The organism is bacterium (assembly GCA_035529855.1).
In the GTDB taxonomy this organism is placed as follows: domain Bacteria; phylum RBG-13-66-14; class B26-G2; order WVWN01; family WVWN01; genus WVWN01.
On sequence record DATKVX010000056.1, the window covers coordinates 1 to 26,115 of the forward strand.

Below are 26,115 nucleotides of genomic sequence, written 5' to 3' on the forward strand. Positions count from 1 at the left end.
CACCTCGTCGTCGCGCTAACGCCTTCCGACCGGGTGAGCGACGCGATTCGATATTTTAAAGGGACGGCGGCCAGATTTCTCAGAGAAAAATTCCCCGCTTTGCGCGAAGCAGCCTCGAGCCTTTGGAGCGAGGGATACTACGTCGAGAGCTTGGGGTTGAAGAACGTAAAACAAGTCCTGAGTTACGTATCGCGGCAGGAGGAGCACCACGGCGGCGAGCGCGACGCCGGCTGTTAACCGCCGGTTTAAACCGGCGGGCCCCGGTAGCGCCACCGGCCCTTGAAAGGGCCGGTATCGAACGGCGACGACGGCCTGAAAGACCTGGGCGCCGACGTGCCCGTCAAAGGCGTCGCGGAGTCCTTGGCCGAGGGCCTAACGTAACCCCCGGAGTAAAACGACCGCATGGTTAAGGCCGAGTCATGGCGCAGTTACTTGCGCGACGCCGACGCGTGGCCGTTTCTGGCCGCCGCCGCGGCGTTAATGATTCTGGGGATATGTCTACGGGCGGCCCACTTGTGCGACGTCATACGCATCGACGAGGCGACGACGTACGTCCGGTTTGTTACGCTGCCGTGGCGGGAAGCCGTGGTAGCCTACGAAATCCCCAACAATCATATATTAAATACCGTACTCGTCAAAATAACGGCGGCGCTGTTCGGGCCTGCCGAATGGACGTTGCGCCTCCCGAACCTGGTCGCCGGGGTAGGGACGATGGCGTTTACCGCGCTAATCGCCCGGCGGTGGTTCGGGCGCGTCGCCGCCGTCGCGGCGTTGGCAGTAGTAGCGATATCACCGCCCGCCGTCCACTACGCCGTATTGGCGCGCGGCTACGGCCTCTCCGTCTTCTTCGGCCTTTTGGCGCTGTTCGCCGTAGATAAAAAGCGCTCGAGCCCCCGACCCGGCGCGTGGGCCGTTACGGCGGGGCTCGCAAGCGTTTGCGCCCTGTACGCACTGCCCGCGGCGATAATGTTGGTGATGCCCGTCGCGGCGTACGACTTCACGCTAACCGTAAAGAAACGGCCCCGGGCGTTAAGGCTATGGGCGGCGATGTGGTTCGGCGCCGCAGCGCTTACGGCCCTCCTGTTCGCGCCGGTCGTAGCCTTCAACGGCTGGCAGCACGTCTTCGCCAACGAATATAACGCGCGACTCCCCCTACCGGAAATGGCACGATACATCAGGTTGTACGGCCGTGTGTTGCCGGAAGCGAAGTCGTTCGGGATAGGCGGGCCGTGGTTTTGGGTGCCACTTTTTACCGCCGGCGTCGTTGCGGGGGCGTTGAGACGGAGAACCTACGGCCTATTGCTGCTATTTTGCGCCGTGGTGATAGCCGGCATTTTCGTCGCCGGGGTGCCCTTACCCACGCGCCTTTTCTATTACCTTCCGCCGCTGCTCGCTTTAGGCGTAGGCGCCTTGCTCGAGGTCATCGTAGCGAAACTACCCATCTCCGGGCCGGCCTGGGCGTGGCCGGGGGTCGCGGCCGCGGTGCTGTTAACCGCCGGCGCGGGCGCCGCCGGCGAGGCAGCCAACCTCATCGACGACTCACATCGTTCGGGGGTCGCCCCCGAAGCCCCGGCGCTCGCCGCCGCGTTACGCGAATTGCCGCCCGTCTCGCGCGTAGCCGCCGGCGCCTGGTTCTACGACACCGCGGTTCTTTACTACCTGATTAAAATGGGCGAGCCGACGGACGCGCTCGACCGGGCCGCGCCGCAAGCTTTCACATTCGACGCTTACATACTGGTTCCGCCCGACTTAACGCCCCAGGAAGTAGCGGACGCATATTTCTGGGACGGGCCGTTGCCGGTCGTACGCCAGGAACTCTTCCGCAAGGTGGAGGGCTTCGGGATATGGAAAGTGGTAATAGTGAACCCGCGCTAGCCGGCCGGCCTTCATAAACCGCTCGCTTCGGCGGACGGTACTGAGCAGCGCCGCGTTAGCCGCCCGAACGCAAACCGCCCGCTTTAGCGGACGGCTCTGAGCAGTATATACGTTAACCGCCGGGCCCGCCGGCTGAAGCCGGCGGCACGGGGTATATTGCCTTATGGTGGTCTTACACGTAGCCGAAGACATAGCGGCCCTCGTCCAGTAGCAGAAATCTACCACCGCGGCGTTTTTATTAAACTACCACGTCGTCTTCCGGACGAAACGTAACCGCCGCATCCTGGAGGGCGACGTCGCCCGGGAGGGCCTTAAATTAATTCTAGACGTAGCAGAACGGCGGGGTTATAAAATCTTAGCGGCGGCGCTTATGCCGGACCACGTCCACCTCGTCGTCGCGCTAACGCCTTCCGACCGGGTGAGCGACGCGGTCCGGTATTTCAAGGGGACGGCGGCCGGATTGTTAAGGAATAAATTTCAGCCTGTCCGCGACGTTAACGCGAACTTTTAGAGCGAGGGACACCACGTCGAGAGCCTGGGGTTGAAGAACGTAAAACAGGTCCTGAGTTACGTATCGCGGCAGGAGGAGCACCACGGCGGCGAGCGCGATGCCGGCGTATAAGGTGGCCGCCGGCCGTTAACCGCCGGTTTCAACCGGCGGTACCGGCGGCTTACGCCGGGCGAGTGAGTTACCGGCCCTTAAAAGGGCCGGTTTCGGAACGGGACGACGGCCTAAAGGAGCGGGACGGCAGTATGGTTGAGGTTAAGCCGTGGCGCAGTTACTTGCGCGACGCCGACGCGTGGCCGTTTATCGCCGCGACGGCCGCGCTCTTCGCGATCGGCGTTGCCCTCAGGGTCGGCCACCTATTTGACGCTATCCGGCTCGACGAGGCCACGACGTACGTGATGTTCGCCTCGCGGCCGTTCGGCGAAGCGCTCTCTTCGTACCAGCTTCCCAACAACCACCTCCTCAACACCGTACTCGTAAAAATCAGCATCATAGCGTTCGGCCCGGAGCCGTGGTCGCTGCGTCTGCCCAACCTGTTCGCGGGCGTCGGCGCGATGGCGCTCGTAGCGGCGATAGCGGGCCGGTGGTTCGGCCGGGCCGGCGCCGTCGCCGCGTTGGCGTTCGTGGCCGTGTCGCCGCCGGCGGTCCACTACTCGGTCCAAGCGCGCGGGTACACGCTCATGATTTTCCTTTGCCTTTTCGCGCTGTGGGCCGTAGAGAAACGGCGCGCCGGCGGCGGTAGGCGTTGGACCGCGGTTGCGGCCCTATCCTCCGCCCTCGCCCTCTACGCCGTCCCGACGGGGCTGCTGTTAGTATTGCCGCTGGCGGCGTACGACCTCGTTCTTTCGCTCAAAAGGGGTAAGGGCGCGCTCGGGTTCTGGGCCGCGGCCTGGCTCGGCGCGGCGGCGCTGACGGCGCTCCTATACCTGCCGGTTATGCTGCACAGCGGCGGCGAGCAGTTTTTCGCGAACGAATACAACGCCCGCCTCGGCCCGGGCGAGATGGGCCAATATCTGAGGCTGTACGGCCGCGCGCTACGGGACGAAAAAACCTGGGGCGCGGGCGGCCTCGCGGTCTGGGGGCCGGTCGTCATCGTCGGCGCGGTAGCGGGAGCGGCGAAAACGAAACGCGCCGGCCTCTTCTTCGCGCTATGCGCGCTCGCCCTCGTCGCCTTCTATCAAGCCCGGTTCCCGCTGCCGACGCGGGTGTTAAATTACGTCGCGACGCTGGCCGCGCTGGCGGTCGGCGGGTTGGCCGGGGCGGCCGCGCATAAGATACTTAGGATGCGCCGTTGGGGCAAAAAGGCGGCCTGGGTGGGCGCGGCGGCGGCCGTCGCGCTGGCCGCCGCCGTCGGCGCCGTCGGCGAGGCGAGAAACCTCCTCGACGACTCGGTACGTTCCGGACCGGCGCCCGGGGCCAAAGAACTTACCGCGGCGTTACGCACGCTGCCGCCGGTGACGCGGGTGGTCGCGGGCGGGTGGCATCACGACACCGTAAAGTACTACTTAATGCTAAACGGAGGCCTCGCGGCCGCGGTAGACCGGACCCCGCCGCTGGCCTTTACTTTCAAAGCGTACGTACTGGTCCCGCCCGGCTCGACGCCCCAGGCGGAAACGGACCCTTATTTCTGGTGCGGCCCCCTCCCCCTCGTGCGCCGGGAACTGGTCCGGGAGGTGGAAGGTTTCGGCATCTGGAAAGCGATAATAGTGAACCCGCGCTAGGCGGCCCGGCCTTCATAAACCCCTCGGTTCGGCGGGCGGTTCTGAGCAGCGCCGCGTTAACCGCCCGAAAGCAAACCGTCCGCTTTAGCGGACGGTTCTGAGTAGCGGCGCGTTAGCCGCCCGAAAGCAAACCGTCCGCTTTAGCGGACGGTATTGAGTCGCGTAGCGTAAGCGGCCCGCTTTAGCGGGCCGTTACGTCGTACCCCCTCGAATACCGCCGGCCGTTAACCGCCGGTTTCAACCGGCGGGCGCTGGCGGTTCACGCCTCGCCGCTGATAGACCGGCCCTTGAAAGGGCCGGTATCGGGTTCTCCTTGACGCGCCGCCGCCTTTATGCTATATATTTATCCAAGAAGTGGGTAAGATTATGTATAGTCGCCAGCCGGCCAACGCCATAATTATAATTATCGACCTACCCCGGTCGGGCCGGCTGCGTATGCCTTGAGATAAACACCATAAGCAAAACCCAAGCCGGCCCCAAAGCCGGCTTTTTCGTTATATAACAGGCTATTACGACAGGAATTTTAACTTGACTTAACGGCGACACTCGTGTAAAATACGCGGCTTAACGCCGCCTCGAGCAACGGAGGCGCAGCTATGACCGACTACAAAGACACCCTCAACTTGCCGAAGACGGCCTTCCCGATGAAGGCCGACCTGGCCCAGCGCGAGCCCGAGTTCCTCGCGTACTGGGAGAAGGTAGACATCTACCGCAAGGTCCGCGAGGCCCGGCAAGGGCGCGACGTTTACCTCCTGCACGACGGCCCGCCCTACGCCAATGGCCTTATCCACATGGGGACCGCGCTCAACAAAATCCTCAAGGATATCGTCGTGAAATCGAAGACCATGGCCGGCTTCGACGCGCCGTACGTCCCCGGCTGGGACTGCCACGGCCAGCCCATCGAGCACGAGATCGTGAAGGAGCTCCGCGCCAAAGGCGAGGAGCTCGAGGCGGCGGAAGTGCGCGCGCGCTGCCGCGCCTACGCCGAGAAGTTCATCGCGCTGCAGCGGGAAGACTTCAAGCGGCTGGCGGTCTTCGGCACCTGGGAGACGCCGTACCTCACCATGCACCCGCACTACGAGGCGACGGTGCTGGGCGCGTTCCGGGCGATGGCGCGCGAAGGCCGCGTCTACCGCGCGCTTAAACCGGTGCACTGGTGTTATTCGTGCGAGACGGCGCTGGCCGAGGCCGAGTTGGAATACAAGGACGTGAAGTCGCCGGCGGTGACGGTCCGCCTGGAGGTCGTCGAGGGGTTGGACGAGCTGCGGGCGCAGGCGCCGACGTACCTCGTCGTTTGGACGACGACGCCCTGGACGCTGCCGTCCAACCTGGCGGCGGCGGTGGACGCGGGTTACGACTACGCCGCCGCTCGAGTCGGCGACGCCGTATATATCGTCGCGGAAGATCTTCTGGCGGGGACGATGGCCGCGGCCGGCATCGATAAATACGAAATAATCGCGAAATTCAAAGGCGCCGAACTAACGGACGTCAAGTACAAGCACCCCTTCCTCGAGCGCGTCTCGCCGGTCATAACGACGGACTTCGTGACGTTGGAGCAGGGGACGGGCGTCGTGCACGTCGCGCCGGGCCACGGCGCCGACGACTTCTACGCCGGCCAGCAGTACGGCCTGCCGGTCCTCTCGCCGGTCGACGACCGCGGCCGCTTCACCGACGAGGTTCCGGATTACGAGGGCACGCTGGTCTTCGACGCCGACGCGCGCATCGTCGAGCGGCTGCGCGAGCTGGGCGCGCTCCTCAACTACGAGGAGCTCGAGCACTCGTACCCGCACTGCTGGCGCTGCAAGAACCCGCTTCTCTTCCGCGCGACGAAGCAGTGGTTCATGGCGATGGAGGTGCTCGACCTCCGCGGCGCGGCGCTGAAAGAGATAGAGAAGGTCGAGTGGCTTCCGCGCTGGGGCCGGCAGCGCATCGTCGGCATGGTGGAGAGTCGACCCGACTGGTGCATCAGCCGCCAGCGGAGTTGGGGCGTCCCCATCCCGGCGCTCTACTGCGCCTCGTGCGAAGAGCTCAACCTCAGCGACGAGTTCCTGGCCCGGGTGGAGGCGCTGGTAGCGGTGGAAGGAATAGAGGGCTACTGGCGCGCCCCGGCCGACGAGCTGGCGGGCGGCGCGACGTGCGAGAAGTGCGGCGGCTCGAGCTGGCGCAAATCGGAAGACATCCTCGACGTGTGGTTCGAGAGCGGCGCGAGCCACCTCGCGGTCCTCAACGAGTGCTACGGCCTGCCGTGGCCCGCGGACCTCTACCTCGAGGGTTCCGACCAGCACCGCGGCTGGTTCCAGCTCTCGCTTCTGGTCGCGCTGTGCACCAAGGGCTCGGCGCCGTATCGGGCCGTCATCACGCACGGCTTTATGCTGGACGCCAAGGGCAAGGCCATGCACAAGTCCGCCGGCAACGTCATCCCACCACAAGAGGTGGTGGAGAAGTACGGCGCCGACGTGCTGCGGCTGTGGGTGGCGTCGGAGGATTACCGCACCGACATCCGCCTCTCGTACCAGCTGCTGGACCAGGTCGTCGAGACGTACCGCCGCGTCCGCAACACGGCCCGCTTCCTCCTGGGGAATTTGAGCGACTTCGACCCGGGCCGCGACGCGCTGCCGCCCGAGCAGTGGCCCGAGCTGGACCGCTTCGCCTGGCAGCGCTTCAAAAGGCTCGCGCAGCGGGTGCGGCGCGCGTACGAGCGCTTCGAGTTCCACGTCGTATACCACGCCGTCCACGACTTCTGCGCGGTGGACCTTTCGGCGTTCTACCTGGACGTCATCAAGGACCGCCTGTACTGCGAGGCGCCCGACGAGCCGGGGCGGCGCGCGGCGCAGAGCTGCCTGTACTCGATGGCCCGAGGTCTGGCCAAGCTCGTCGCGCCGGTGATACCGCTTACGGCCGAGGACGTCTGGCGGCACCTCCCCGCGGACGAGCGCGAGCCGGAGAGCGTCCACCTCGCCGAGTGGGACGACGCAGACGTAACCGCCGAGGACGACGCGCTGGAGAAGAAGCTCGCGCGCCTGCTGGAAGTGCGCGGCGCGGTCCTCAAGGCGTTGGAGGAGGCCCGGGCGACGGGCGCTATAGGCCACCCGCTGGAGGCCGTAGTCACGCTGGCCGCGGACGGCGACGCGTACGAGCTCCTGGCCGCCGAGGCCGATAACCTGGCGACGTACTTCATCACGTCGCAGGTCAAGTTGGAACGAAGCGGCGGGGACGCGGTCGCCGTAACCGTCGAAGCGGCATCCGACGAAAAGTGCCGGCGGTGCTGGCAGCGGCTGCCGTCCGTGGGCGAGGACCGGGACCGGCCGGACCTTTGCGAACGATGCCGGGGCGTAATGCACCGCTTAGGGAAATAAAGAAAGGGCGCCGCCCGCTCTCAACTCGAGGTCGAATATGAACAAGAGGGAACGTAAGAAGTTCGAAAAACTTCTCCTCGAGATGCGGGAGAAGAAGGTGGAGTACATCGCCATGCTGCGGGAGGTCGCGATATCCCGGACGCAGCGGGACGCGAGCGGCGACATCTCCGCCTTCACGTCTCACCCCGCCGACATCTCCACCGAGTCCGACGAACGCGAAAAGGTCGCCTCGCTCATAACGCGGGAGACCCAGATCGTAAAGGAGCTCGACGCGGCGCTGGAGCGCATCGGCGACGCCACCTACGGCGAATGCGACACCTGCGGGGGCGACATTCCGCCCGCCCGGCTGCAGGCGCTGCCCTTCGCGACGTTATGCGTGAAATGCCAAGCCGAAGCCGAAAAGGGCTAAGCGGCCTTCGCCGCTACGCGGCGGGGGGAGCGTTCGCGGCGGCCTTGGTGGCCGCCGACCAAGTGACGAAGTACCTCATCCTCAAGCACCTCTGGCCCGGCCGACTCGTCGAAGTCATCCCCCATTTTTTCAACCTCGCGTTATCCCACAACACCGGCGGCGCCTTCAGTATCTTTCCCCATAAGCCGCTGGTCTTTACTATCCTCTCCATAATAGCGATAGCGTTGCTGTGCTACCTCTTCACGCGGCTCGAGGGTAAACCGGCCGCGTCCTTCGCCGCGGCCGCGATATTCGCCGGCGCCGTCGGCAACCTGGCCGACCGCTTCCGCCTCGGGTACGTGGTCGACTTCGTCGACGTCCACGCCGGCCCCTGGCACTGGTACGTCTTCAACGTCGCGGACGCGGCCATAACCGTCGGCGCGATATCGCTCTTCGTCCTCACCTTCCTGGACGAGCGCCGCAGAAAGCGCGAAGCGCGGGAGGAAAAGCCGCCGGCCTAAAACCCCTAAAGCGGCCGGTGCGTACTGAGGGGAACTTGGAATCAAACCGCGTCGGATTTGCGTAATAACGGCGCGGAGAAAAGGGATTCGCGGCGGCCGCCGCGGCGACGGGTTTTTCGCGCGATTTCGGCGCCAAAATAAATATTGACACCCCACCGCGTTGCTGGTATACTGAAACATAAACAAGTTGTGATTTTATAAAAAGGAGGTGTTACGCGCTGATGCGGAATCTTTTAGTCTTTATCCTAGTCGCTTTATTTGCCTGCGGCGGCCTGATGCTCGTAGGTTGCAAGAAGAAGGAAGCGCCTGCCGAAACGGCCGAGACCGGCGAAGTAATGCCCGAAACGGTCGAGGAGCCGGTTCCCGAAACGCCAGCTCCTGAAACTCCCGCCACGGTAGAAGAACCGGCGGCGGAAGAGGGCCAACCGGGCGAAGGTGGTATGTAACCTACGGCTCGTTGACCAAAGCGATTTGACGGGGCTGCGAAAGCGGCCCCGTTTTTTCACTCCCCTTGTCGCGGCGGCCTAAATGTGCTACTATCCCCGGAATCGAACCGATACGCGTATATTTAATTAAAACAAGAGGCAAAGCGCCATGGCTTCCCTTAAGATCCGAGGCAAAGAATATACGTCCCGCCTTATTCTCGGGACCGGCAAGTACGACGACCTCGACGTGATGAGGAAAGCGTTCGAGGCCGGCGGCACGCAGATAGTCACGGTAGCCGTCCGCCGCATCGACCTCGACGCCGTCAAGGCCGGAAAGCCTTCGCTGTTGGACTACATCGACACGGAAAAAATAGAAATCCTGCCCAACACGGCGGGCTGCTACAACGCCGACGAGGCCGTGCGCGCCGCGAAGCTGGGGCGGGCCGCGGGGTTCTCCGATACGGTGAAGCTGGAGGTAATCGGCGACGAGAAGACGCTTCTGCCCGATACCGAACAATTGCTGCGCGCGACCGAAACCCTGGTCAAAGAAGGGTTCGTCGTCCTGCCCTATACCAACGACGACCCCATAATGGCAAAAAAATTAGAGGCCGCCGGCGCCGCGACGGTGATGCCGCTCGCCGCGCCCATCGGCTCGGGTATGGGTATCCAAAACGAGCTCAACATCCAATTCATTATGGAGGCGGTCTCGGTCCCGGTAATCGTGGACGCCGGCGTGGGCACCGCGTCCGACGCCTGCCGCGCGATGGAGCTCGGCGTTGACGGCATACTGATGAATACCGCGGTCGCGCAGGCCCAGGACCCGGTCAAGATGGCCGCGGCCATGCGCGACGCCGTCGTCGCCGGCCGGCTGGCCTTCGAGGCGGGCCGCATCCCCAGGAAGCCGTACGCCTCCGCCTCGAGCCCCACCGAGGGCGTAGTCCGATGAAAGTCGTCTTCGTTACGCCCGACGAACCCGACGAGAAGCGCCTGCTAACGCTGACCGAAGAAGCGCTGGAAGGCGGCGTGGACGCGGTCCAGCTGCGCCTTAAAGGCGCCTCCGCCGGCGAGCTTTTTCCTTTGGCTAAAATTATCCGGGAAATCGCGGACCGCGTGGGCGCCGCGCTCTACGTCAACGACCGCGCCGACGTGGCGCTGGCGGCCGGCGCCGCCGGCGTGCACCTCGCCGGCCGTTCGCTGCCGGTGGCGGCCGCGCGCGCCGTCCTCCGGCCTCCCTTCAAAATCGGCGTCTCGTGCCACAGCGTAGCCGAGGCGATCCAGGCCGAGACGGAGGGAGCCGACTACGTGTACCTGGGAACCATCTTCCCGTCGCCCTCCAAACCGGACGCCTCGCCCGTGGGCCTGGAGGAATTGAACCGGGCCCGGCACGAAATAGGGATACCCATAATCGCCATCGGCGGAATAACCGCCGAGAACGTGGGCGCGGTCCTCTCCGCCGGGGCGGACGGCGTCGCCGTCATCTCGGCGGTCGCGGGCCACCGCTCGCCGCGCGAGGCCGCGGAGGGGCTGGTGGACGCGTTCAAATCCTGGAGGGGCGAGAAGCGGCCCAACGTCGACGTCGCGGAATAAAAACGGACGAGACGCGTACTACCCTCGGGCCGCGGCGGCGGCCTTTTTGTTTGAAATCGGCCCAATAAACATATTATATTAAGGGCACAAGGTGAAAGTCTAACGAAAAGGGCCGAGCCGTGGATAAAAATCCTCAATCCTTGCAAGACCTCGCCGCCGCCCTCGCGGCGTATTGGGCCGAGCGCGGCTGCGTCGTTGTCCAGCCCGGCGACGTGGAGTCGGGCGCGGGGACCTTCCACACCGCGACGTTCCTGCGCGCCCTGGGCCCGGTGCCCTGGCGGGCCGCGTTCGTGTCGCCGGCGCGGCGCCCCCGCGACGGCCGCTACGGCGAAAACCCCCACCGCCTTTACCTCCATTATCAATATCAGGTCATATTGAAGCCGGCCCCCGAAGACGTTATGGACCAGTACGTCGGCAGCCTCCGCGCCATCGGCGTCGAGCCCGAGCAGCACGACCTGCGCTTCGACGAGGACGACTGGGAGTCGCCCACCCTCGGCGCCTGGGGCCTCGGCTGGCAGGTCCTCCTCGACGGCATGGAGATAACGCAGTTCACGTACTTCCAGCAGATGGGCGGGTACGACTGCGACCCCGTCACGGTGGAGCTCACCTACGGCCTGGAGCGCATCGCCGCCTTCCTGGCGGGCGTCGACAGCCTATACGACGTAACCTGGGGCGCGGGCAAGTCGTACGCCGAGATACGTCGCGAGGAGGAACGGGAACAATCCATCTACGCCCTCGAGCAGGCCGACGTCGCGATGCTCTTCCGCCTGTACGACACGTACGAGGTCGAGTGTCGGCGGCTGGCCGAGGCCGGCCTGGCGTACCCGGCGCACGATTACCTCCTGAAATGTTCCCACACGTTCAACCTGCTCGACGCCCGGGGCGCCGTCGGCGTTACCGAGCGCGCCAACTACATCGCCCGCGTCCGGAACCTCGCCCGGGCCGTCGCGGGCGCCTGGCTCGAGAGAGAGAAAGAGCGTCTCGGGGGAAATGACGACGGATAAACCCCAAGACTTGCTGTTGGAGATAGGCTGCGAGGAGCTGCCGCCCGCCGCGGTGGCGGACGCGCGACGGCAGCTGGCTACGTTAACGACGCAGCATCTAGCCGAGGCGCGGCTGCCCGCCGCTTCGGTATCGGCCTTCGCGACGCCGCGCCGCCTCCTCGTCGTCGCTAAAGGGGTCCCCGGGAGCCAGCAGCGCGAGGTCAAGCGCGTCGTCGGGCCGCCGAAGAGCGTCGCCTACGACGCCGACGGCAAGCTCACCGCCGCCGGCCGGGGCTTCCTTAAAAAGTGGAACCTGAGCGAAGAGGGCCTCCTCTTCGAAGAGACGGCCAAAGGCGAGTACCTCGCCGCGGACGTGGCGTCGCCGGCTCGAGCCGCGCCGGAAGTCCTGGCCGAGCTGATACCCGAACTAATCTCGGCGTTGCCCTTCCCCAGGACGATGCGCTGGCCTCAGGCCGGCGTGGCGTTCCCGCGGCCTATAAGGTGGCTCGCGTGCCTGTACGGCGGCGACGTCGTGGCCGCCGAATACGCGGGCCTTAAGGCTGGCAGCGAATCGTACGGCCACCGGACGATATCCCCCGGGCCGAAAGACCTCGCGGCCGTCTTCGATAAGGCCGGCGCGATAGACCTAGTTAAATTAAAAGCTTTCTACGAAAAAGAGCTCGGCGCCGTCGTCGACGTTGAAGGCCGGCGGCAGCGGGTCACGACCCAACTGAAGAAGATAGGCGTGGCGCCGGATTACTTCGAGAAAGCCGACTATCACGTGAAGTGGACTTTCGCGCGCGTGCTGGACGAAGTCGAGGCGCCGTCGCTCGTCGCCGGCGACTTCGACGAAAAGTACCTGGCGCTGCCCGCCGAGGTCGTCGAGGCCGCCATGCTCGGTTACCTCCATCTATTCCCTATTCTAAATAAAAAAGGTAAGATCGGGCCCCGGTTCTTCGCGGTACACAACGCCCGCCCGGAGGCCGAGGACAACGTCCGCGCCGGCCTGGAGCGCGTCCTGGCGGCACGCCTGGCCGACGCCGCTTACTTCTGGGAGGTCGACCGGGAGACGCCGCTCGCGGATATGGCCGCGGCGCTCGACGGCGTCGTCTTCGCCGAGGGGGCCGGCACGTTGGCCGACAAGGCGGCCCGCCTCGGTAAGTTGACGGCGGCGCTGGCGGAGCGGCTGGGCCTGACGGCCGAGGAGCGCGGCGACCTCGCCCGGGCCGCGGCGCTGTGCAAAGCGGACCTCACGTCGCAGATGGTCCGCGAGAAAGAGTTCGCCCACCTCCAGGGCGTGATGGGCAAACTTTACGCCGAAGCGGCGGCCGAGCCGGCCGCGGTCGCGGAGGCGATAGGCGAACACTACCGCCCCGTCGCCGCGGACGACCCGCTGCCGGCGACGAAGCTCGGCCGGGTGCTCTCGCTGGCGGACCGCCTCGACACGCTGGTCAGCCTCTTCGCCGCCGGCCACCGCCCCACCGGCGCCAAGGACCCCTTCGGCCTGCGGCGCGCGGCCATAGGCGTTTGCCGGTTGTTGCTCGAAGATGAAGAGGGAAACGTCGCCGCGGTAACACTCGAGGACGCCGTAGCGCAGGCCGCGGAATTCGCGAACGGCAACGAGGCCGCGGCCTACGTCCTGGACTTCGCGCTTAGCCGCCTCCGCCAGAACTTCCTGGAGCGCGGCTTCCGCGACGACATGGTGGAGGCGGTCCTGGCGCTGCCGGCGCGCCGGCCGGCGGACTTGCTCAAACGGTTGTCGGCGCTGGCGGCCCTCTACGAAGACCGGGAGGAATACATCCCCCTCGCCATCGCCTTCAAGCGGCCCATCAACATCCTCCGCCAAGGCCGGGAGAGGGAGCTGGCCTGGGGCGAATTGGACGAAGCATTACTGGTCGAAGACGAAGAGAAGCGGCTGCTCGAGGAATACCGCAAGGCCGAGTCCGCGGTGCGCGCCGCCGTCGCCGCCGGCGAGCACGACGACGCGGTGAAGCTCCTGGCAACGATGCGGCCTACCGTGGACAAGTTCTTCGACGAGGTCATGGTGATGTGCGACGACGAGCGGCTGCGTTCCAACCGGTTGGCGTTGATGCAACTGCTCGCGGACCTGTTCCTCTCGTTCGCCGACTTCACCCGCCTGCGCGGCGAAGAGGAATATGAGTAAACCCGCGCTCACCGCCGCGCTCTCCCAAACGGGTTGCGTTCTCGAGCCGTGGTAATAATCCGGCGAAAAACCATCCCCACGCGCGTCGTACGGGCCGTAAGCTACGGCCTGGTCATCGGCACCCTTCTGGGGCTGGCGCTGTGGGGGTTTTACAAACACCGCGCTACGCGCGGCCGGGTGGAAGTACCCCCGCCCAAACGCGGAGCGGCGCCCGACGTCGCGGGCCTCGAGCGGCGGCTCGTCTTCGCCACCGACCAGGAGCTGCTCGCGCCGGCGGCCTTCCCCTGGAGCCTCGCCGCCGTCTCGCGCCTGCCGCGCGCCGAGGTAAGCGGCGTCACCATACTACGGACGCGCGAAGGTTCGGAGATTCCGGAAGGGCTCGGCGACGCGCTGGCCGCGGAGCTGGCGGAGCAGGTCCCGACCATCGCCCGGCCCTTTACGCTCGAGACGTCGCCGCCGTACCTGGTAACGCCGCTCACGCTTCAGCTCGAGTTCATATTGGACGAGGACGGCGCCACGGCCGCGGCCGCGGTGGAGGGCGCGCCGGGCGAGCTGAACGCCCCCTTCGCCGAACGGGCGGCCCGCCTCGTCTTCTCCCCCGCGGCGGCCAACGTTAGCTTCGCCGCGACCGTCACGCTTATACCCTACCCCTACGAGCGGCTATCGGCGACGCGCCGCGGCAAGCCGGTCGCCGAGGAGGAGTACCGCGCCCTCTTCCGCGCGCTGCAGTACAACTCCTTCCCCTTCTACGATACGCTGTTGGCCGTGTCCCCCGAGCTCATCACGGCCGAAGACGGAACGGACGTCTCCTTCGTCGTCGACGCCGCGGGGCACCCGGCCGCGGTCGCGCTCGAGCCGCCGCTGCCCGAAGAAGACGCGGCCGCGCTGGCCGACACCCTCGCCGAAATGCACCTCCCCACGAAGCTGGCGGGCGTCGCCGTGCGGTTCACGATTAACCCCGGGTAAACGAGATGGCCATGTCGCGAGTGGTTTCGGGTCACCGTTGGTCGGCAGCCGCCGTCGCGACGGCGGCCGCGCTCGCGGCGCTGCCCCTCCTCTCCTGCGGCCCGTGCGGCAAAAAAACCCGCGAAGGCGCGGCCCCCACCACAGCCGAAGAGCCGAGCGGCCCCCTCGTCGTGACGACGTCGCAGCCGGCGTACCTGCGCTACGACGTGGTCGAGGTCCGCGTCGCCGTCGACCGCGACGCGCTGGGCGACGTCGCCGCCGAGACCTTACGGGGCATTATAACCCGCGGCGGCGAGGCCGTGACGACGGTCGGTAAAATAAAAGAGCTCAAGTGGCGCGAGCGGGAGGACGGCGTCTTCGTCGCGCGTTGGCCCATCCCCTGGAACCCGCCGCTCGGCAAGTACCGCGCCGAGGTCGTCGCCGATACGGCCTCGGGCCCGGTGGAGGCGGCCGCGGATTTCGCCGTCGCCGGCCGCAAGCCCAAGCGTCCCGCCAAGCCGCTGTGCGTAGTCACGCTCGAGTCCGACGGCAAGTGGGAGCGGCTGGCCGTGGCGTCGCCCGGCGAAAACCACAACTGGAAGGCGCTGGCCGACTGGGCGGAGTTTATGGGCGCCGACGCGTTCTTCTCGCTGGTGGGCATCACGAAGGCGACGTACGCGCCGACGATGGAGGAGCCGTGGTACCGCTACAACCTCGAGTTCGGGCCCAAATTGGCCGACGAGTGCCACGGCCGAGGCCTGAAGTTCGGCGGCTGGCTCGGCTCGTTCCTGCCCTACGGCAAGACGCAGGTCCCGCTCCCCTACAAGTTCTCGCGCAACCCCGTCGAGGGTCAGTTCTTCTATACGCTTCACATCTCGCTGAACGACGAGCGACGCTTCCAGCAGGTGGTCGAGCTCGCGCGCAAGCTCCAGAACGACCCCCACTACGACTACGTCGGTTTGGATTATATCAGGACCGGCTTCGGCGGCTACGAGTTGGTAGACGAGTTCGTCGCCGACCTCGCCCTCGACGTCCCGGCGGATTGGGACGCGCGTTCGCTCGAGGGCAAGATGTGGTGGCTGGTGACGAAGCTGCGCAGCCGCGACGAGCGTACCATCGAGCTGTGGCAGTGGTGGCGCGCCCGCAAAGTGGCCCTGACGGTGAAGAGGATAAAAGAAGAGGCCGGCATTACGAAGCCGCTGTTCGCCTTCGCGCTCGGCTGGGAGATGGGACACCAGCACGGCCAGGACATATTAATGTTGAACGACGCCGGCGTGGACTACTGCATGGTAATGCTGTACGAGGCGACGAAGGACGAGTTCGATTACCTTATTAAACGTTGGCCCGAGTACCTGAGCCAGGGCCAGGTGAACGCCATCCCCGGCGTAAGCGTCGACCGCTACCTCTTGCAGAACAAGTGGAACCCGGGCGTGAACCAGCCGTACGAGATGTACGACCGGTACGTGGCCGCCGTGAACGGCTTCTACGGCCGCGGCAACCTGGAGGGGCTCTTCTGGCACGACTTCGAACGCGGCCTGTACTCCCGGCGCGGCGAGGAGTTCACCTGTATGGACTACGCCGTCGCCGGCGCCGCGGCCTTCACCCGTCTCCGCGAGCGGCACGGCACGATGCCGGTCAAGGTCCGCATCGACCGCGTCTTCGGCGGCCCGCGGGTGAACGTCTCGCTCGAAAACGTGGGCGAGAAAACCCTCCGCGACGTGGAAGTTTCGCTGGCGGCGACCGGCGGGATTCGAACCGGCCGGGCGAGCCGCGAGACGTTCGCGTCGCTGGCGCCGGGCGAAAAGAGAAACCTTACCCTCGTCGCCGGGAGCTGGGACGTCGAGCGGCGTCATATAATCGCCGCCTACGCGGTGTGGGGCGAGGAGGCCGACGAGCGCGCGTTCGACGTCGCCGTCGCCACCCTCTACCGGCTGCCGAAGAAGAAACCGGAGGCCGAAGAGAAGGCCGCCACCGCGGAAGAGGCGCCGGCCGAGCCGGCGGCGCCTCCGGAAGCGCAAGAGCCGAAGGGCCGGCCGCCCTTCCCCGGCTAGGGGATTACAACCGCCCATTTGAAGATTGCGATCTACATAGGCCAGCTCGACGTCGGCGGCGCCGAGGGGCAAATCGTCCTCCTGGCGCGGGGCCTGCGGGCCCGCGGCCACGACGTTATGCTGATAACGGAGGAGGGGCGGACGCGGGCCGTTACGCCGGACCTGCTCGGCAGCCTGGTATTAATTCCCCACCGGCCCCGGCGGGCGCGCCTCCGGGCGCTCAAAGAGATACTGGCCGCCGCCCGCCCCGACGTGCTTCATTGCCAGCTCACCACCGCCAACCTGTGGGGGACGGTCGCCGGCCGGCGCGCCGGCGTCCCGGCGATTATAATATCGTTCCTCTCCACCGACCCATGGAAGAAGTGGTACCACTTCCTCGCGGACCGCTACGCCGCAGGCCGCGCCGACGGCATATGGTGCAACTCTCGGCGCGTCGCGGACCGCTACCGCGCCGTACTCAAGCGTCACGCCGCCAAGTTCCGCGTCATCTACAACGGCGTCGACACGGCACGGTTCGACCCGGCGCGCCTCGCCTCAGCCCGCAACGCTATACGGACCGACAAGTTGCGCCTGCCGGCGGACGCCGCGGTCGTAATCAACGTTGGTAACCTGCGCCCGGTCAAAAATCACGCTCTCCTGCTGCGGGCGCTGGCGGAAGTCCACGCCGGCCCGGGGGCTGCGGTCAGGCCGCACCTGGTCCTCGTCGGCGACGGCCCGGAGCAAGAGCGGATAGTGGGCGAGGCCGGCCGGATGGGCCTCCTGCCGTTCCTCCGGTTGTTGGGGCCCGGGCGCGACGTCGAGAAGTACCTCGCCGCGGCGGACGTCTTCGCCCTCTCCTCCGACGCGGAGGGGTTCTCGAACGCGCTGCTCGAGGCGATGTCGTCGTCGCTGGCGTGCGTCGCCACCGACGTGGGGGGAAACGCCGAGGCGCTGGCCGACGGCGCCGGCGTCGTCACGCCCCCGGGCGACGCGGCCGCGCTGGCGGCCGCCCTGACGGAAATACTCGCCGACGAGCGACGCCGCCGCGAGCTGGGCGAGGCGGCCCGGCGGCGCGCCGTCGAGAAGTTCGCCCTGGCGCGGATGGTGGCGGAAACCGAGGCGTGGTACGCCGAGCTCCTGGGCCGAAAACCGACGGCGCCGTAGACGGCGCCGCGCGCCGAACCCAAATTAAAAGCGGCCCCGCGGGGCCGCTTTATTTTTATGCCAACCGGCATCCGCGCCTACTCGCTCTCTTCCTCCTCCTTCACGACGGCCATCGCGGCGACGCGGTTGCCCGCCTCCACTTTCATTACCTTCACGCCCTGCGTCGCGCGGCCTTGCTTCGAAATATCCGCCACGCCGACGCGGTTGACGACGCCCTTCTCGGTGATGAGGACGAGGTCCTCGTCGCCGGCCACGGCCTTGGCGCCGACGACCAGGCCGGCCTTGCCGCCCGTCCGTAGCGTGATGACGCCGCCGCCGCCGCGGTGCATCTTGCGATACGCCTTGAGCGGCGTCCGCTTGCCGAGGCCCTTCTCGCTTACGACGAGCACGTCTTCCGACGCCGCCGGCACGAGCATGGCCACGACGGCGTCATCCTTCGCCATCCTCATGCCGCGAACGCCCGCCGCGGCGCGGCCCTGCGCCCGCACCTCCTTCGACGGAAAGCGGACCGCCTTGCCCTTGGCCGAGACCAGCACGACGTCGCCCCGCGGGCGCTCGAGCTGGGCGCCGACGAGGTGGTCGCCCTCCGCCAGCCTGAGCGCGATGATGCCGCCGCGCTTGGGCCGGGAGTAGGCCTCGAGGGGCGTCTTCTTAACCTGGCCGCCGCTGGTCGCGAACAACAGGGTGCCGCCGGCGTCCAGGTCCGTTACCGGCACGACGGCGCTTATCTGCTCCCTGGGCGCGACCTCCAGCAGGTTGCGGACGCCGCGGCCCCGGCCCGAGCGCCCGATCTCCGGGACGTTGTAGACCTTGAGCCAATAGCATTTACCCCGGTCGGTGAAGAACAGCAGATAGGCGTGGGTGGAGGCTATGAAGAGGTGTTCGACGACGTCCTCACCCTTGCCGGCGGCGTGGCCCAAAACGCCCCGCGTGCCGCGGTGCTGGCGCTTGTACACGGCGAGCGGCGTCCGTTTGATGTAGCCGTCGTGCGTGAGCGTTACCGCCATGTCCTCCGCGGCGATGAGGTCTTCGAGCGAGAAGTCTTCGCCCTCCGCCGCGACTATTTCGGTCCGGCGCGGGTCGCCGTACTTCTCGGCCAGCTCCGTGAGCTCGGCCTTGACGACGCCGTAGACCTTCTTCTCGTCCGCCAGTATGGCTTTCAGCTCCGCGATGAGCTTCTTGGTAGCGGCCAGCTCGTCCAGCACCTTCTGGTGCTCCAGCGCCGTCAGGCGCGCGAGGCGCATGTCGAGTATCGCCTGCGCCTGGACCTCCGAAAATTCGAACTTGGCCATCAGGCCGGCGCGCGCCTTGTCCACGTCCTTGGATTTGCGGATGACCGCGATAACCTCGTCGAGGTGGTCCAGCGCCTTCTTGAAGCCGGCGAGGATGTGGGCGCGCTTCTGCGCCGTCTCGAGGTCGAACGTCGTGCGCCGCATCACGACTTCGCGCCGGTGCTCGATGTAGCAGGTCAGCATATCCTTCAGGTTCAAGGTGCGCGGCCGGCCGTCGACCAGCGCGATGGCGATGACGCCGTACGTTATCTGGCACTGGGTATGCTTGTAGAGTTGGTTGAGTATGACGTGGGCGTTGGCGCCCCGCCGGAGCTCGAGGACGACGCGCATACCCTCGCGGTCCGACTCGTCGCGGAGGTCGCTGAGGCCGTCTATCTTCTTGTCCTTGACGAGGGTCGCTATCTGCTCCAACAACCGGGACTTATTTACCTGGTAAGGTATTTCGTGGATTATGATGCGTTCGCGGTCGCCCCGCATCTCCTCGATCGTCGCTCGGGCGCGCACGACGATGCGCCCTCGCCCCGTGCGATATGCGTCGTCGATGCCGGCGCGCCCCACGATTACGCCGCCGGTGGGGAAGTCCGGCCCGGGCAACATCGCGGCGACCTTTTCCGGCGTCAGATTGGGTTTGTCGATGAGGGCCGTTATGACGCGCGCGACCTCGGCCAGGTTGTGGGGCGGGGTCTTCGTCGCCATACCGACCGCGATACCGTCCGCGCCGTTGACGACGAGGTCGGGCAGGAGCGCCGGTAAGACCAGCGGCTCCTTCAGCGTCCCGTCGAAGTTGGGGGCGAAGTCCACGGTGTCCTTGTCGATGTCGGCCAACATGGCCTCGGCCAACGGCGTAAGGCGCGCCTCGGTATAACGCATGGCCGCGGCGGCGTCGCCGTCCACCGAGCCGTAGTTCCCCTGGCCGTCCACCAACGGGTACCGCATCGCGAAGTCCTGCGCCAACCGGACCAGCGTGTCGTAGACGGCGGTATCGCCGTGGGGGTGGTACTTGCCGAGCACGTCGCCGACGATGCGCGCCGATTTGCGGAACGGTTTGCCCGCGCCCGCGCCCAGCTCGCGTATGCCGTAGATAAGGCGGCGGTGGACGGGCTTGAGGCCGTCGCGGACGTCGGGCAGCGCCCGGCCCACGATCACCGACATGGAGTAGTCGAGGTACGACGACCGCATCTCGTCGGCGATCGCGACCTTCTTGGTCTTCTCGAATATAAGGGGGGTGGTCATCGTGACGCCTACCTAAATCAATCTCGCCGCATAGCGAGGGGATATAGCGAAAAACCGACGTCGACGCCGTAGAATATGCACGTAGGGTACTTTTCCCTGCGGGCGGTCGAACTTAAAGGTTCCGAGGGCCCGTCGTATGTAAAATTAGGCGTAACGTCGAAAGTGAGAAAAGGTGCCACAACCGCCGAATTTTTTACCCGGATATACCCCGAATAACTACGGAAAAAATACGAACCCTCGGGGACCCAATCGGGTTGCGGCTTGACGCGCCGCAACGCGCCTATTTCGCCGCTAACGGCGTAGAATTCCGACGGAAGGTAAAAACCCGTAAGGGACAAAACCGGCTCGAAATACAGTTCGGCCTTGGCGTCTGAAGGGCTTTGGTATATATACGACCGGAATCTGCTTACTACGACGACGCCCTTTATAGCCAATACTACCCTACTACTTCTATTAAAGACGTACGCCCCACGGAAATAATGATGGTGTACCGCGTTCGGCGCCTCACGGGTCCCGAAAACGGAACGTTCGTTAAAGAAACGATACGATAAACCGAACTCCCGGTAAGACAAACCCGTTTCTATATAAAAACTAAGTTCCCAAGGAAAAGCCTCTTCTAATTTAGTCGAACCCGCACCTCCTTTTTCGTAATAGTAACTCCCCCCCTGAGAAAAATAAAAATTGTACGGCTTCGTTGCCGCCTCCGCGGAAGCTAAGGGCGCAATAAATAACCTTATTAATGACACGGCAATTAACGCGCCGGTTAAAAACCTGGCTTCCTCTTCCCGGAGCGCTTTCACGTATTAAATTAAATAAAAAATTTTAATCGAAAGAATGTATTCCTTCACGGCCTTCGGAAAACCCGCGTCCGCTACATCCGGCGCCCAATACGCCGAGTACCGGTAAACCGCCCTTAATCAACCTCGCACTCACCCGCCGTAAAAAAGGGGGTTGTTAATTACGCCCCCCGCCTCCGGTCGAAGACGACGACCGAGCCCTTTTTCGTCTTACCGTACTTCTTCAACTCGGTCGCGACGTCTACCATCGCGACGTACGACGAATACTGGTCGTCGTCGTTAGGTACCGCGGCGACGGTTACGTGTATCTTGCACGGTTGCTTCGCGGTGTGCCCCTGGCGGTCGACGGTGATGAAGTACCCGCGCGCCAGGTCCTCCGGCGCGAACAGCGACGTCACCTTGTTCTCGAAGTCGGCCACGATGTCGTCCGAGACCTCCTTGGCCCCCTCGGGCGAGCAGACTACCGTAAAATCGTCGCCGCCGATGTGGCCCACGTAGTCGCCGTGCGCACCCTTGTGCGCCACGACGCTCACGATTACGTCCGCCAATAACTTTATGACCTCGTCGCCGCGGCTGTGGCCGTAGTAGTCGTTGTAACCCTTGAAGTTGTCCAGGTCGAGATATAACAACGTAAAGGGTGTGCGTTCCGCCAGGAGCCTCTCCACGTGTCCCTGGACGGCTATTTGCCCGGGTAGGCTGGTCAGCGGATTCCGCTCGCGCTGCGACCGCGTCCGCGAGAGGACCATCTTCACGCGGGCCTCCAGCTCCTCGCGGCTGAAGGGTTTGGTTATATAATCGTCGGCGCCCACTTCCATCCCGCGGACCTTGTCTTTAATCTCTTTCTTCGCGGTCAACATAATGACCGGTATTCTGCTGGTCCAGAAGCCGCTCTTCAGGCGGCGGCAGACCTCGATGCCGTCCATCTTGGGCAACATCAGGTCGAGCAATATCAGGTCCGGCGAATACTCTTCGGCCATGGCCAGCGCCGTCTCGCCGTCGTTGGCCTGGACGACCTCGAAACCCCAGTTCTCGAGGTTGAAGTTGATTATCTCGCGTATGTTCGGCTCGTCCTCGACGACGAGGACGCGCTCCCGGGGGCCGCTTTGTCCAGCCATAATCCTATATGCGCTGAAAGCGCGGGCCCGCTTATACGCAGGCCGTGAAGCAGCTTGGGCCGTAAACGAGCCGCGGGCCTAACGGACTATAACGAAAGTATCGGAGGTCGTATCGGTCTCGCCGACGAGGTTGACGGTGAGGGGTTGCCCCTCGACGGCCGTTATCTGCTTGGAATAAATAATATTCGCTTTGCCGACGTCGTCGGTGGGGACCTGGCGTCCGGACCAACAGGACAGCGCGAGGGTATGCGTCCCGGCGGGAACCTTAACGGCGAACGACCCGGGCTCGAGGGTGCGCTTCGTCGTGCCGACGCCGGTCTCGGCCGTCGTGAAGGAATATATCGACTGCCACTGGTCTTTATAGTATATCCTCTTCCCGTCGAGGTAAGCGGCATACCATACGTTGAGGTCCGCCTGCGACGTAACGACGTACTTCCCGTCGACCTTGACGGTCAGGTCCACCAGCTTGCCGGGCGCGGTGGTCGATTTATCGCCCGAGACCCGCCCCGTAACGTTGGTCCCGCCTTCGCCGCCGTTTCCGGTCGTCGCGGGGGGCGTTCCCCCCGGCTTCCGCATTATCATATAGCGGACCAGCTCGTCGGAGGCGCCGGCCTCGCTTAACTCGATCAAGTCTTCCGTGGAGAGGTTGAAGTAGGAACCGGTTTTCTCGATGTTGGCGGTAATAACGCTGTCGCTTACGTCCTTATCCAGGAGTTTGACGACCTCGTCGACGGTCATCGGCTGGGCCCACGCGGCCGCGGGGACGAGCGCGACGGCGGCGGCCAAAACCACGCCATAAAGCTTTTGCGCCATAACGAACTCCTCTACGTAGTCGAAAAAGCCCCTAACCGCTTCCGGTAAAAATATCACATATAGACGGCGATGTCAATTTATCTCGGCGGCTTCCCGGGCCTCGATTGACACGGGCTAAGGGGTATGCTACTTTCGGGGCGAATATGGGTTACCGCCCGGGGAGCGCCGCGAAGTGGGCTATAACGCTTTTGGTGCCGGTCGCAGGGGGCGCCCTCGCGACGTACCGCGAGTTGGTATGGGGCGCGGCCGCGGTCGCGGCCTTGGTAGCCGTGCCGCGCCTGAGGCGGTACGCCGGGCCGGTCGGCGTCGCTTTCGGCCTCCTCGTGCTCGCCCGGGTCGCGGCCGCCGTAACGGCGCGGGGCGCCGTGGCCGTCTTTTTGGGGTTCGCCGCCCTCGCCGCCGCGGCCTGCGTCCTCGCTTTATGGCGGCGAAAAGGAGGCGACGCACCCCGCGGGGCGCAATGGGTCGCCGCCTTCACCGCCGCGGGCGCGGTAGCCGCGGCCGGCGCGGCAGCGCTTCTCGCCGGGCCGGCCACGCTCAACCTGGTACTCGCTCCCCTTGCCGCGCTGGCGGCGATAGGCGCGGTCCCGGCGGCCGAAAAGCTATCCCGCGCCGCGTTCCTGGCGTTGGTAACGGGCCTCGCCCTCGGCTCGATAAAGGGCGGCGTGAGCTCCGGCCTGGCTCGCGCCGCGGAAGGAGCGCTCGCGCGGGGCGATTACGCGGCCGCGGGCACGTACGCCCGGTACGCCGCGTTTACGGGCGGCGGCGACCGCGCCGACCTAATACGCCTCGAGGCCGCCGCGGCAGGCGGCGCCCCGTGGGCCGAACTGGAAGCCGCGTACCGCGAACGCGACCGCCTCTCGTCGCCCCGGCCCTTCGACGCCGCGTTGGCGTCGGCGGCCTTCGCGCGCGGCGACTACGAGGAGGCCGCGATGTACGGCGACCTCGCGACGACGGCCTCGCCGACGTCGCCGCTCCGCGATAAGCCGATACCGCGCGACGACGTGTACGACGCGTTCGTCGCCGGCACCGAGAGGCCCTTCGCCCGGGCGTGGGCTGAGCTGTGGCTCGGCAACTACCCGAAGGCAGCGTCGGCGTTCTCGGCGTTGGCCCCCGCCGACCCGGACGCGCGGTGGTACGAGGCGTTCGCGCTGGAGCGGGCCGGCGACCGGGAGGCCGCGGCGGACATCTACGAAAACATTTGGCGAGGCGACCGCCGCCGACTCCGCGCCGGCTTCGGCCTATTGCGGACGGGCAATTACCGGGGCCTGCGCGGGGAGATATGGCGCACGCTCCGAAAACGCTACGGCGTCCGCTTTACGGGAAAGAAACTCGAAACGACGAGCGGCTTTCTCCTCACCAAACGCCGCCTGGCGCTGGGGCAGACGCCGGCTACGTTGACCTTCGACGGCGGCGGCCGGAGGCCCATAGCTATAATAGCCGAGAGCTACGGCGTTCAGGGACTTTACCCCATAGTTACGTTAACGGTCAACGGCGAACCCGTTCGCACTTTTTACGCGGACGTACCGGGGGAAAATATCTACCATGCCGAGGTTCGCCTACGGGAGGAGGAAAACGAAATAGGATTGGTGTACGAGAACGACTTCTTAGACCCAACGTACGGCTACAACCGCGACATCTTCATACGGGAAGTGCGGATAGGCCGTGACGCCGAAAAACGGTAAATACCGGGTCCTATTGGGTGTGGTATTAGCGGCGGTCGCACTTGACGCTGTTCTCGTCTTCGCGCTCGAGCTGCACCCGGCCCTTGTAGCGACCGTCGTCATAACGGTCGGCCTCGCTTTGGTTTCGGCGTTAACGGGCCTTGCGCAGCGCCACCGCTGGCTACTACCGCTGCTATTCTGGACCGCGCTGTCGCTGCCCATCGTAAAACATCTCGGCCGGGGCGAAGGCCTGCCGGCCATAAACGCCGACCACTTAATAGTCTACCCCGTCGACCCCGTGATATTAATCGGCCTGGTGTGGGCGCTGGTCTCAACCGCTCGAGGGAGGACCGCGCCGCGTGTCGATATAAAGGGCCTCGTGGCAGCCGCCGCCAAGCTATTCAAACCGGACCTTATGGCTTGGGTGATATTGGCAGTAAGCGGGGCGACGGCACTATCGATATTCCCTGCGATTTTCCAGGCGCCGGCGGTTTTCGCCCTCTTGGACGTCGCGCGCATCTACGCCGTGTACGTCCTCTTCCGATACCTGGCCGCGCGGGGAACGAAGCCGGTACTGGTGGGTTTATTCGTCGTTGCCGCCGGCCAGGGTATTCTCTGCGTCGTCGAGCTATTCGCGCAAAACAACTTCGGCCTGTGGCAGCAACCGGGGTGGGCGAACTTCTCGGTCCCCGGGCTAACCGGCGTTTGGAAGGAGATATCCGTCGCGAGGTGCGGCGGGACCTTCGGGCCCAACATCACGGCCCAGTTCTTCCAGGTGGTTTTGCCGTTCGGCGCCGTCTTATTCCTTACCGCCCGGAAGGACGTCCCGGCGCAACGGGCGAAATATTTGATTTTACTACTCCTGATGATATTCGCGCTGTCCGCGACTTTCTCGCGGGGCGGGTGGTTGGGCGCCGGCACGGCGATAGGCGTCCTCCTCGTAATCGCCTCGTTCAAAAGGAAGAAGCTCGGCGCCCCGTACTGGTCGGTCGCGACTTTGATAATGCTGGGCGCCGTCCTGCTTCTGCCCGCAACCGCCGTTATCGCGTGTCGTAACGCCACCGGCGACTCGCTCGGGACCGCGACCCGCCTCGAGGAGTGGTCCGCAGCTTTCGAGATGATTAAGAACCACCCCCTCCTCGGCGCCGGCAAGGGGAATTACGTCGGCATAACGCGCCTTAGCCAACCTTGGGCCCTCAGGTACCCGGTCCACAACGTCTACCTCCTATACTGGGCCGAAACGGGCCTTGTCGGCTTACTGTCCTTCGTCGCCCTGCTTTTCTCGTCGTTCCGGCTCGCCGCGCGGGCCTTGCGGAAGAATACCGGAGGCAACGCGGCCTTCGGCGCCGCCGCGCTGGCGGCTTTTACGGGCCTTGCGGTGCGGATGTTGGTGTCGATGTCGTTCATCCACCCCCTGGTGAACCTCACGTTTATCGCGTTAGCGGGCGCCGTGGCCGCCGCGGCGGCGAACGCTACGCCGGCGGAAGACGCCGGGGCCGGCGCGGCCGCGTCCCCGGACGCAACGCCCTAACGT

19 protein-coding genes are annotated in these 26,115 nt (G+C 65.3%); 16 read left to right on the top strand and 3 right to left on the bottom strand.

Annotation, left to right across the window (positions count from 1 at the left end):
- From VMX79_06195 to VMX79_06260, 14 genes are all read left to right on the top strand, one after another.
- Positions 1-237, top strand: a 237-nt coding sequence (locus VMX79_06195) for a transposase (protein HUV86687.1), incomplete at its 5' end; no start/stop codon positions are given.
- A 165-nt stretch (positions 238-402) separates the two neighbouring features.
- The gene (locus VMX79_06200) at positions 403-1,875 is read left to right on the top strand and encodes a glycosyltransferase family 39 protein (GenBank protein ID HUV86688.1); all 1,473 of its coding nucleotides are present in this window, start codon (positions 403-405) and stop codon (positions 1,873-1,875) included.
- Positions 1,876-2,628: 753 nt separating this feature from the next.
- Positions 2,629-4,104: a glycosyltransferase family 39 protein gene (locus VMX79_06205; protein ID HUV86689.1), complete on the top strand. Its 1,476-nt coding sequence runs from the start codon at positions 2,629-2,631 to the stop codon at positions 4,102-4,104.
- 596 nt (positions 4,105-4,700) lie between these two features.
- The gene (gene ileS / locus VMX79_06210) at positions 4,701-7,460 is read left to right on the top strand and encodes an isoleucine--tRNA ligase (protein HUV86690.1); all 2,760 of its coding nucleotides are present in this window, start codon (positions 4,701-4,703) and stop codon (positions 7,458-7,460) included.
- 37 nt (positions 7,461-7,497) lie between these two features.
- Positions 7,498-7,869, top strand: a complete 372-nt coding sequence (locus tag VMX79_06215; protein ID HUV86691.1) for a TraR/DksA C4-type zinc finger protein — start codon at positions 7,498-7,500, stop codon at positions 7,867-7,869.
- Complete coding sequence (gene lspA / locus VMX79_06220) at positions 7,842-8,369, top strand: signal peptidase II (protein HUV86692.1); 528 nt, start codon at positions 7,842-7,844, stop codon at positions 8,367-8,369. The genes VMX79_06215 and lspA overlap by 28 nt, the downstream gene beginning before the upstream one ends.
- A 221-nt stretch (positions 8,370-8,590) precedes the next feature.
- On the top strand, positions 8,591-8,815 hold the full coding sequence (locus tag VMX79_06225; GenBank protein ID HUV86693.1) for a hypothetical protein: 225 nt from the start codon (positions 8,591-8,593) through the stop codon (positions 8,813-8,815).
- Between the two features lie 148 nt (positions 8,816-8,963).
- Complete coding sequence (locus VMX79_06230) at positions 8,964-9,740, top strand: thiazole synthase (GenBank protein HUV86694.1); 777 nt, start codon at positions 8,964-8,966, stop codon at positions 9,738-9,740.
- Complete coding sequence (thiE, locus tag VMX79_06235) at positions 9,737-10,381, top strand: thiamine phosphate synthase (protein HUV86695.1); 645 nt, start codon at positions 9,737-9,739, stop codon at positions 10,379-10,381. The genes VMX79_06230 and thiE overlap by 4 nt, the downstream gene beginning before the upstream one ends.
- A 119-nt stretch (positions 10,382-10,500) precedes the next feature.
- Positions 10,501-11,385: a glycine--tRNA ligase subunit alpha gene (locus VMX79_06240; protein ID HUV86696.1), complete on the top strand. Its 885-nt coding sequence runs from the start codon at positions 10,501-10,503 to the stop codon at positions 11,383-11,385.
- Positions 11,372-13,528 (top strand): glycine--tRNA ligase subunit beta, encoded by a 2,157-nt coding sequence (gene glyS / locus VMX79_06245; GenBank protein ID HUV86697.1) that lies wholly within the window; start codon positions 11,372-11,374, stop codon positions 13,526-13,528. The genes VMX79_06240 and glyS overlap by 14 nt, the downstream gene beginning before the upstream one ends.
- A gap of 48 nt (positions 13,529-13,576) precedes the next feature.
- Complete coding sequence (locus VMX79_06250; GenBank protein HUV86698.1) at positions 13,577-14,494, top strand: hypothetical protein; 918 nt, start codon at positions 13,577-13,579, stop codon at positions 14,492-14,494.
- 11 nt (positions 14,495-14,505) lie between these two features.
- Entirely contained in the window at positions 14,506-16,524 is a 2,019-nt protein-coding gene (locus VMX79_06255; protein HUV86699.1) for a hypothetical protein, read from the top strand.
- Positions 16,525-16,542: 18 nt separating this feature from the next.
- Positions 16,543-17,667, top strand: a complete 1,125-nt coding sequence (locus VMX79_06260) for a glycosyltransferase (GenBank protein HUV86700.1) — start codon at positions 16,543-16,545, stop codon at positions 17,665-17,667.
- Positions 17,668-17,744: 77 nt separating this feature from the next.
- Here VMX79_06260 and gyrA read toward each other — a convergent pair whose 3' ends face one another.
- From gyrA to VMX79_06275, 3 genes are all read right to left on the bottom strand, one after another.
- Positions 17,745-20,192: a DNA gyrase subunit A gene (gyrA, locus tag VMX79_06265; protein ID HUV86701.1), complete on the bottom strand. Its 2,448-nt coding sequence runs from the start codon at positions 20,190-20,192 to the stop codon at positions 17,745-17,747.
- A 958-nt stretch (positions 20,193-21,150) separates the two neighbouring features.
- Entirely contained in the window at positions 21,151-22,104 is a 954-nt protein-coding gene (locus VMX79_06270; protein HUV86702.1) for a response regulator, read from the bottom strand.
- Positions 22,105-22,182: 78 nt separating this feature from the next.
- Positions 22,183-22,917: a hypothetical protein gene (locus tag VMX79_06275; GenBank protein ID HUV86703.1), complete on the bottom strand. Its 735-nt coding sequence runs from the start codon at positions 22,915-22,917 to the stop codon at positions 22,183-22,185.
- Between the two features lie 143 nt (positions 22,918-23,060).
- Between VMX79_06275 and VMX79_06280 the strand changes: the two genes are divergently transcribed.
- Together VMX79_06280 and VMX79_06285 are read left to right on the top strand one after the other, a co-directional pair.
- Positions 23,061-24,602 (top strand): hypothetical protein, encoded by a 1,542-nt coding sequence (locus VMX79_06280; GenBank protein HUV86704.1) that lies wholly within the window; start codon positions 23,061-23,063, stop codon positions 24,600-24,602.
- Positions 24,583-26,112, top strand: coding sequence for an O-antigen ligase family protein (locus VMX79_06285; protein ID HUV86705.1), 1,530 nt, complete (start codon positions 24,583-24,585; stop codon positions 26,110-26,112). Before VMX79_06280 ends, VMX79_06285 begins: the two co-directional genes overlap by 20 nt.
- The last annotated feature ends 3 nt before the right edge of the window (positions 26,113-26,115 follow it).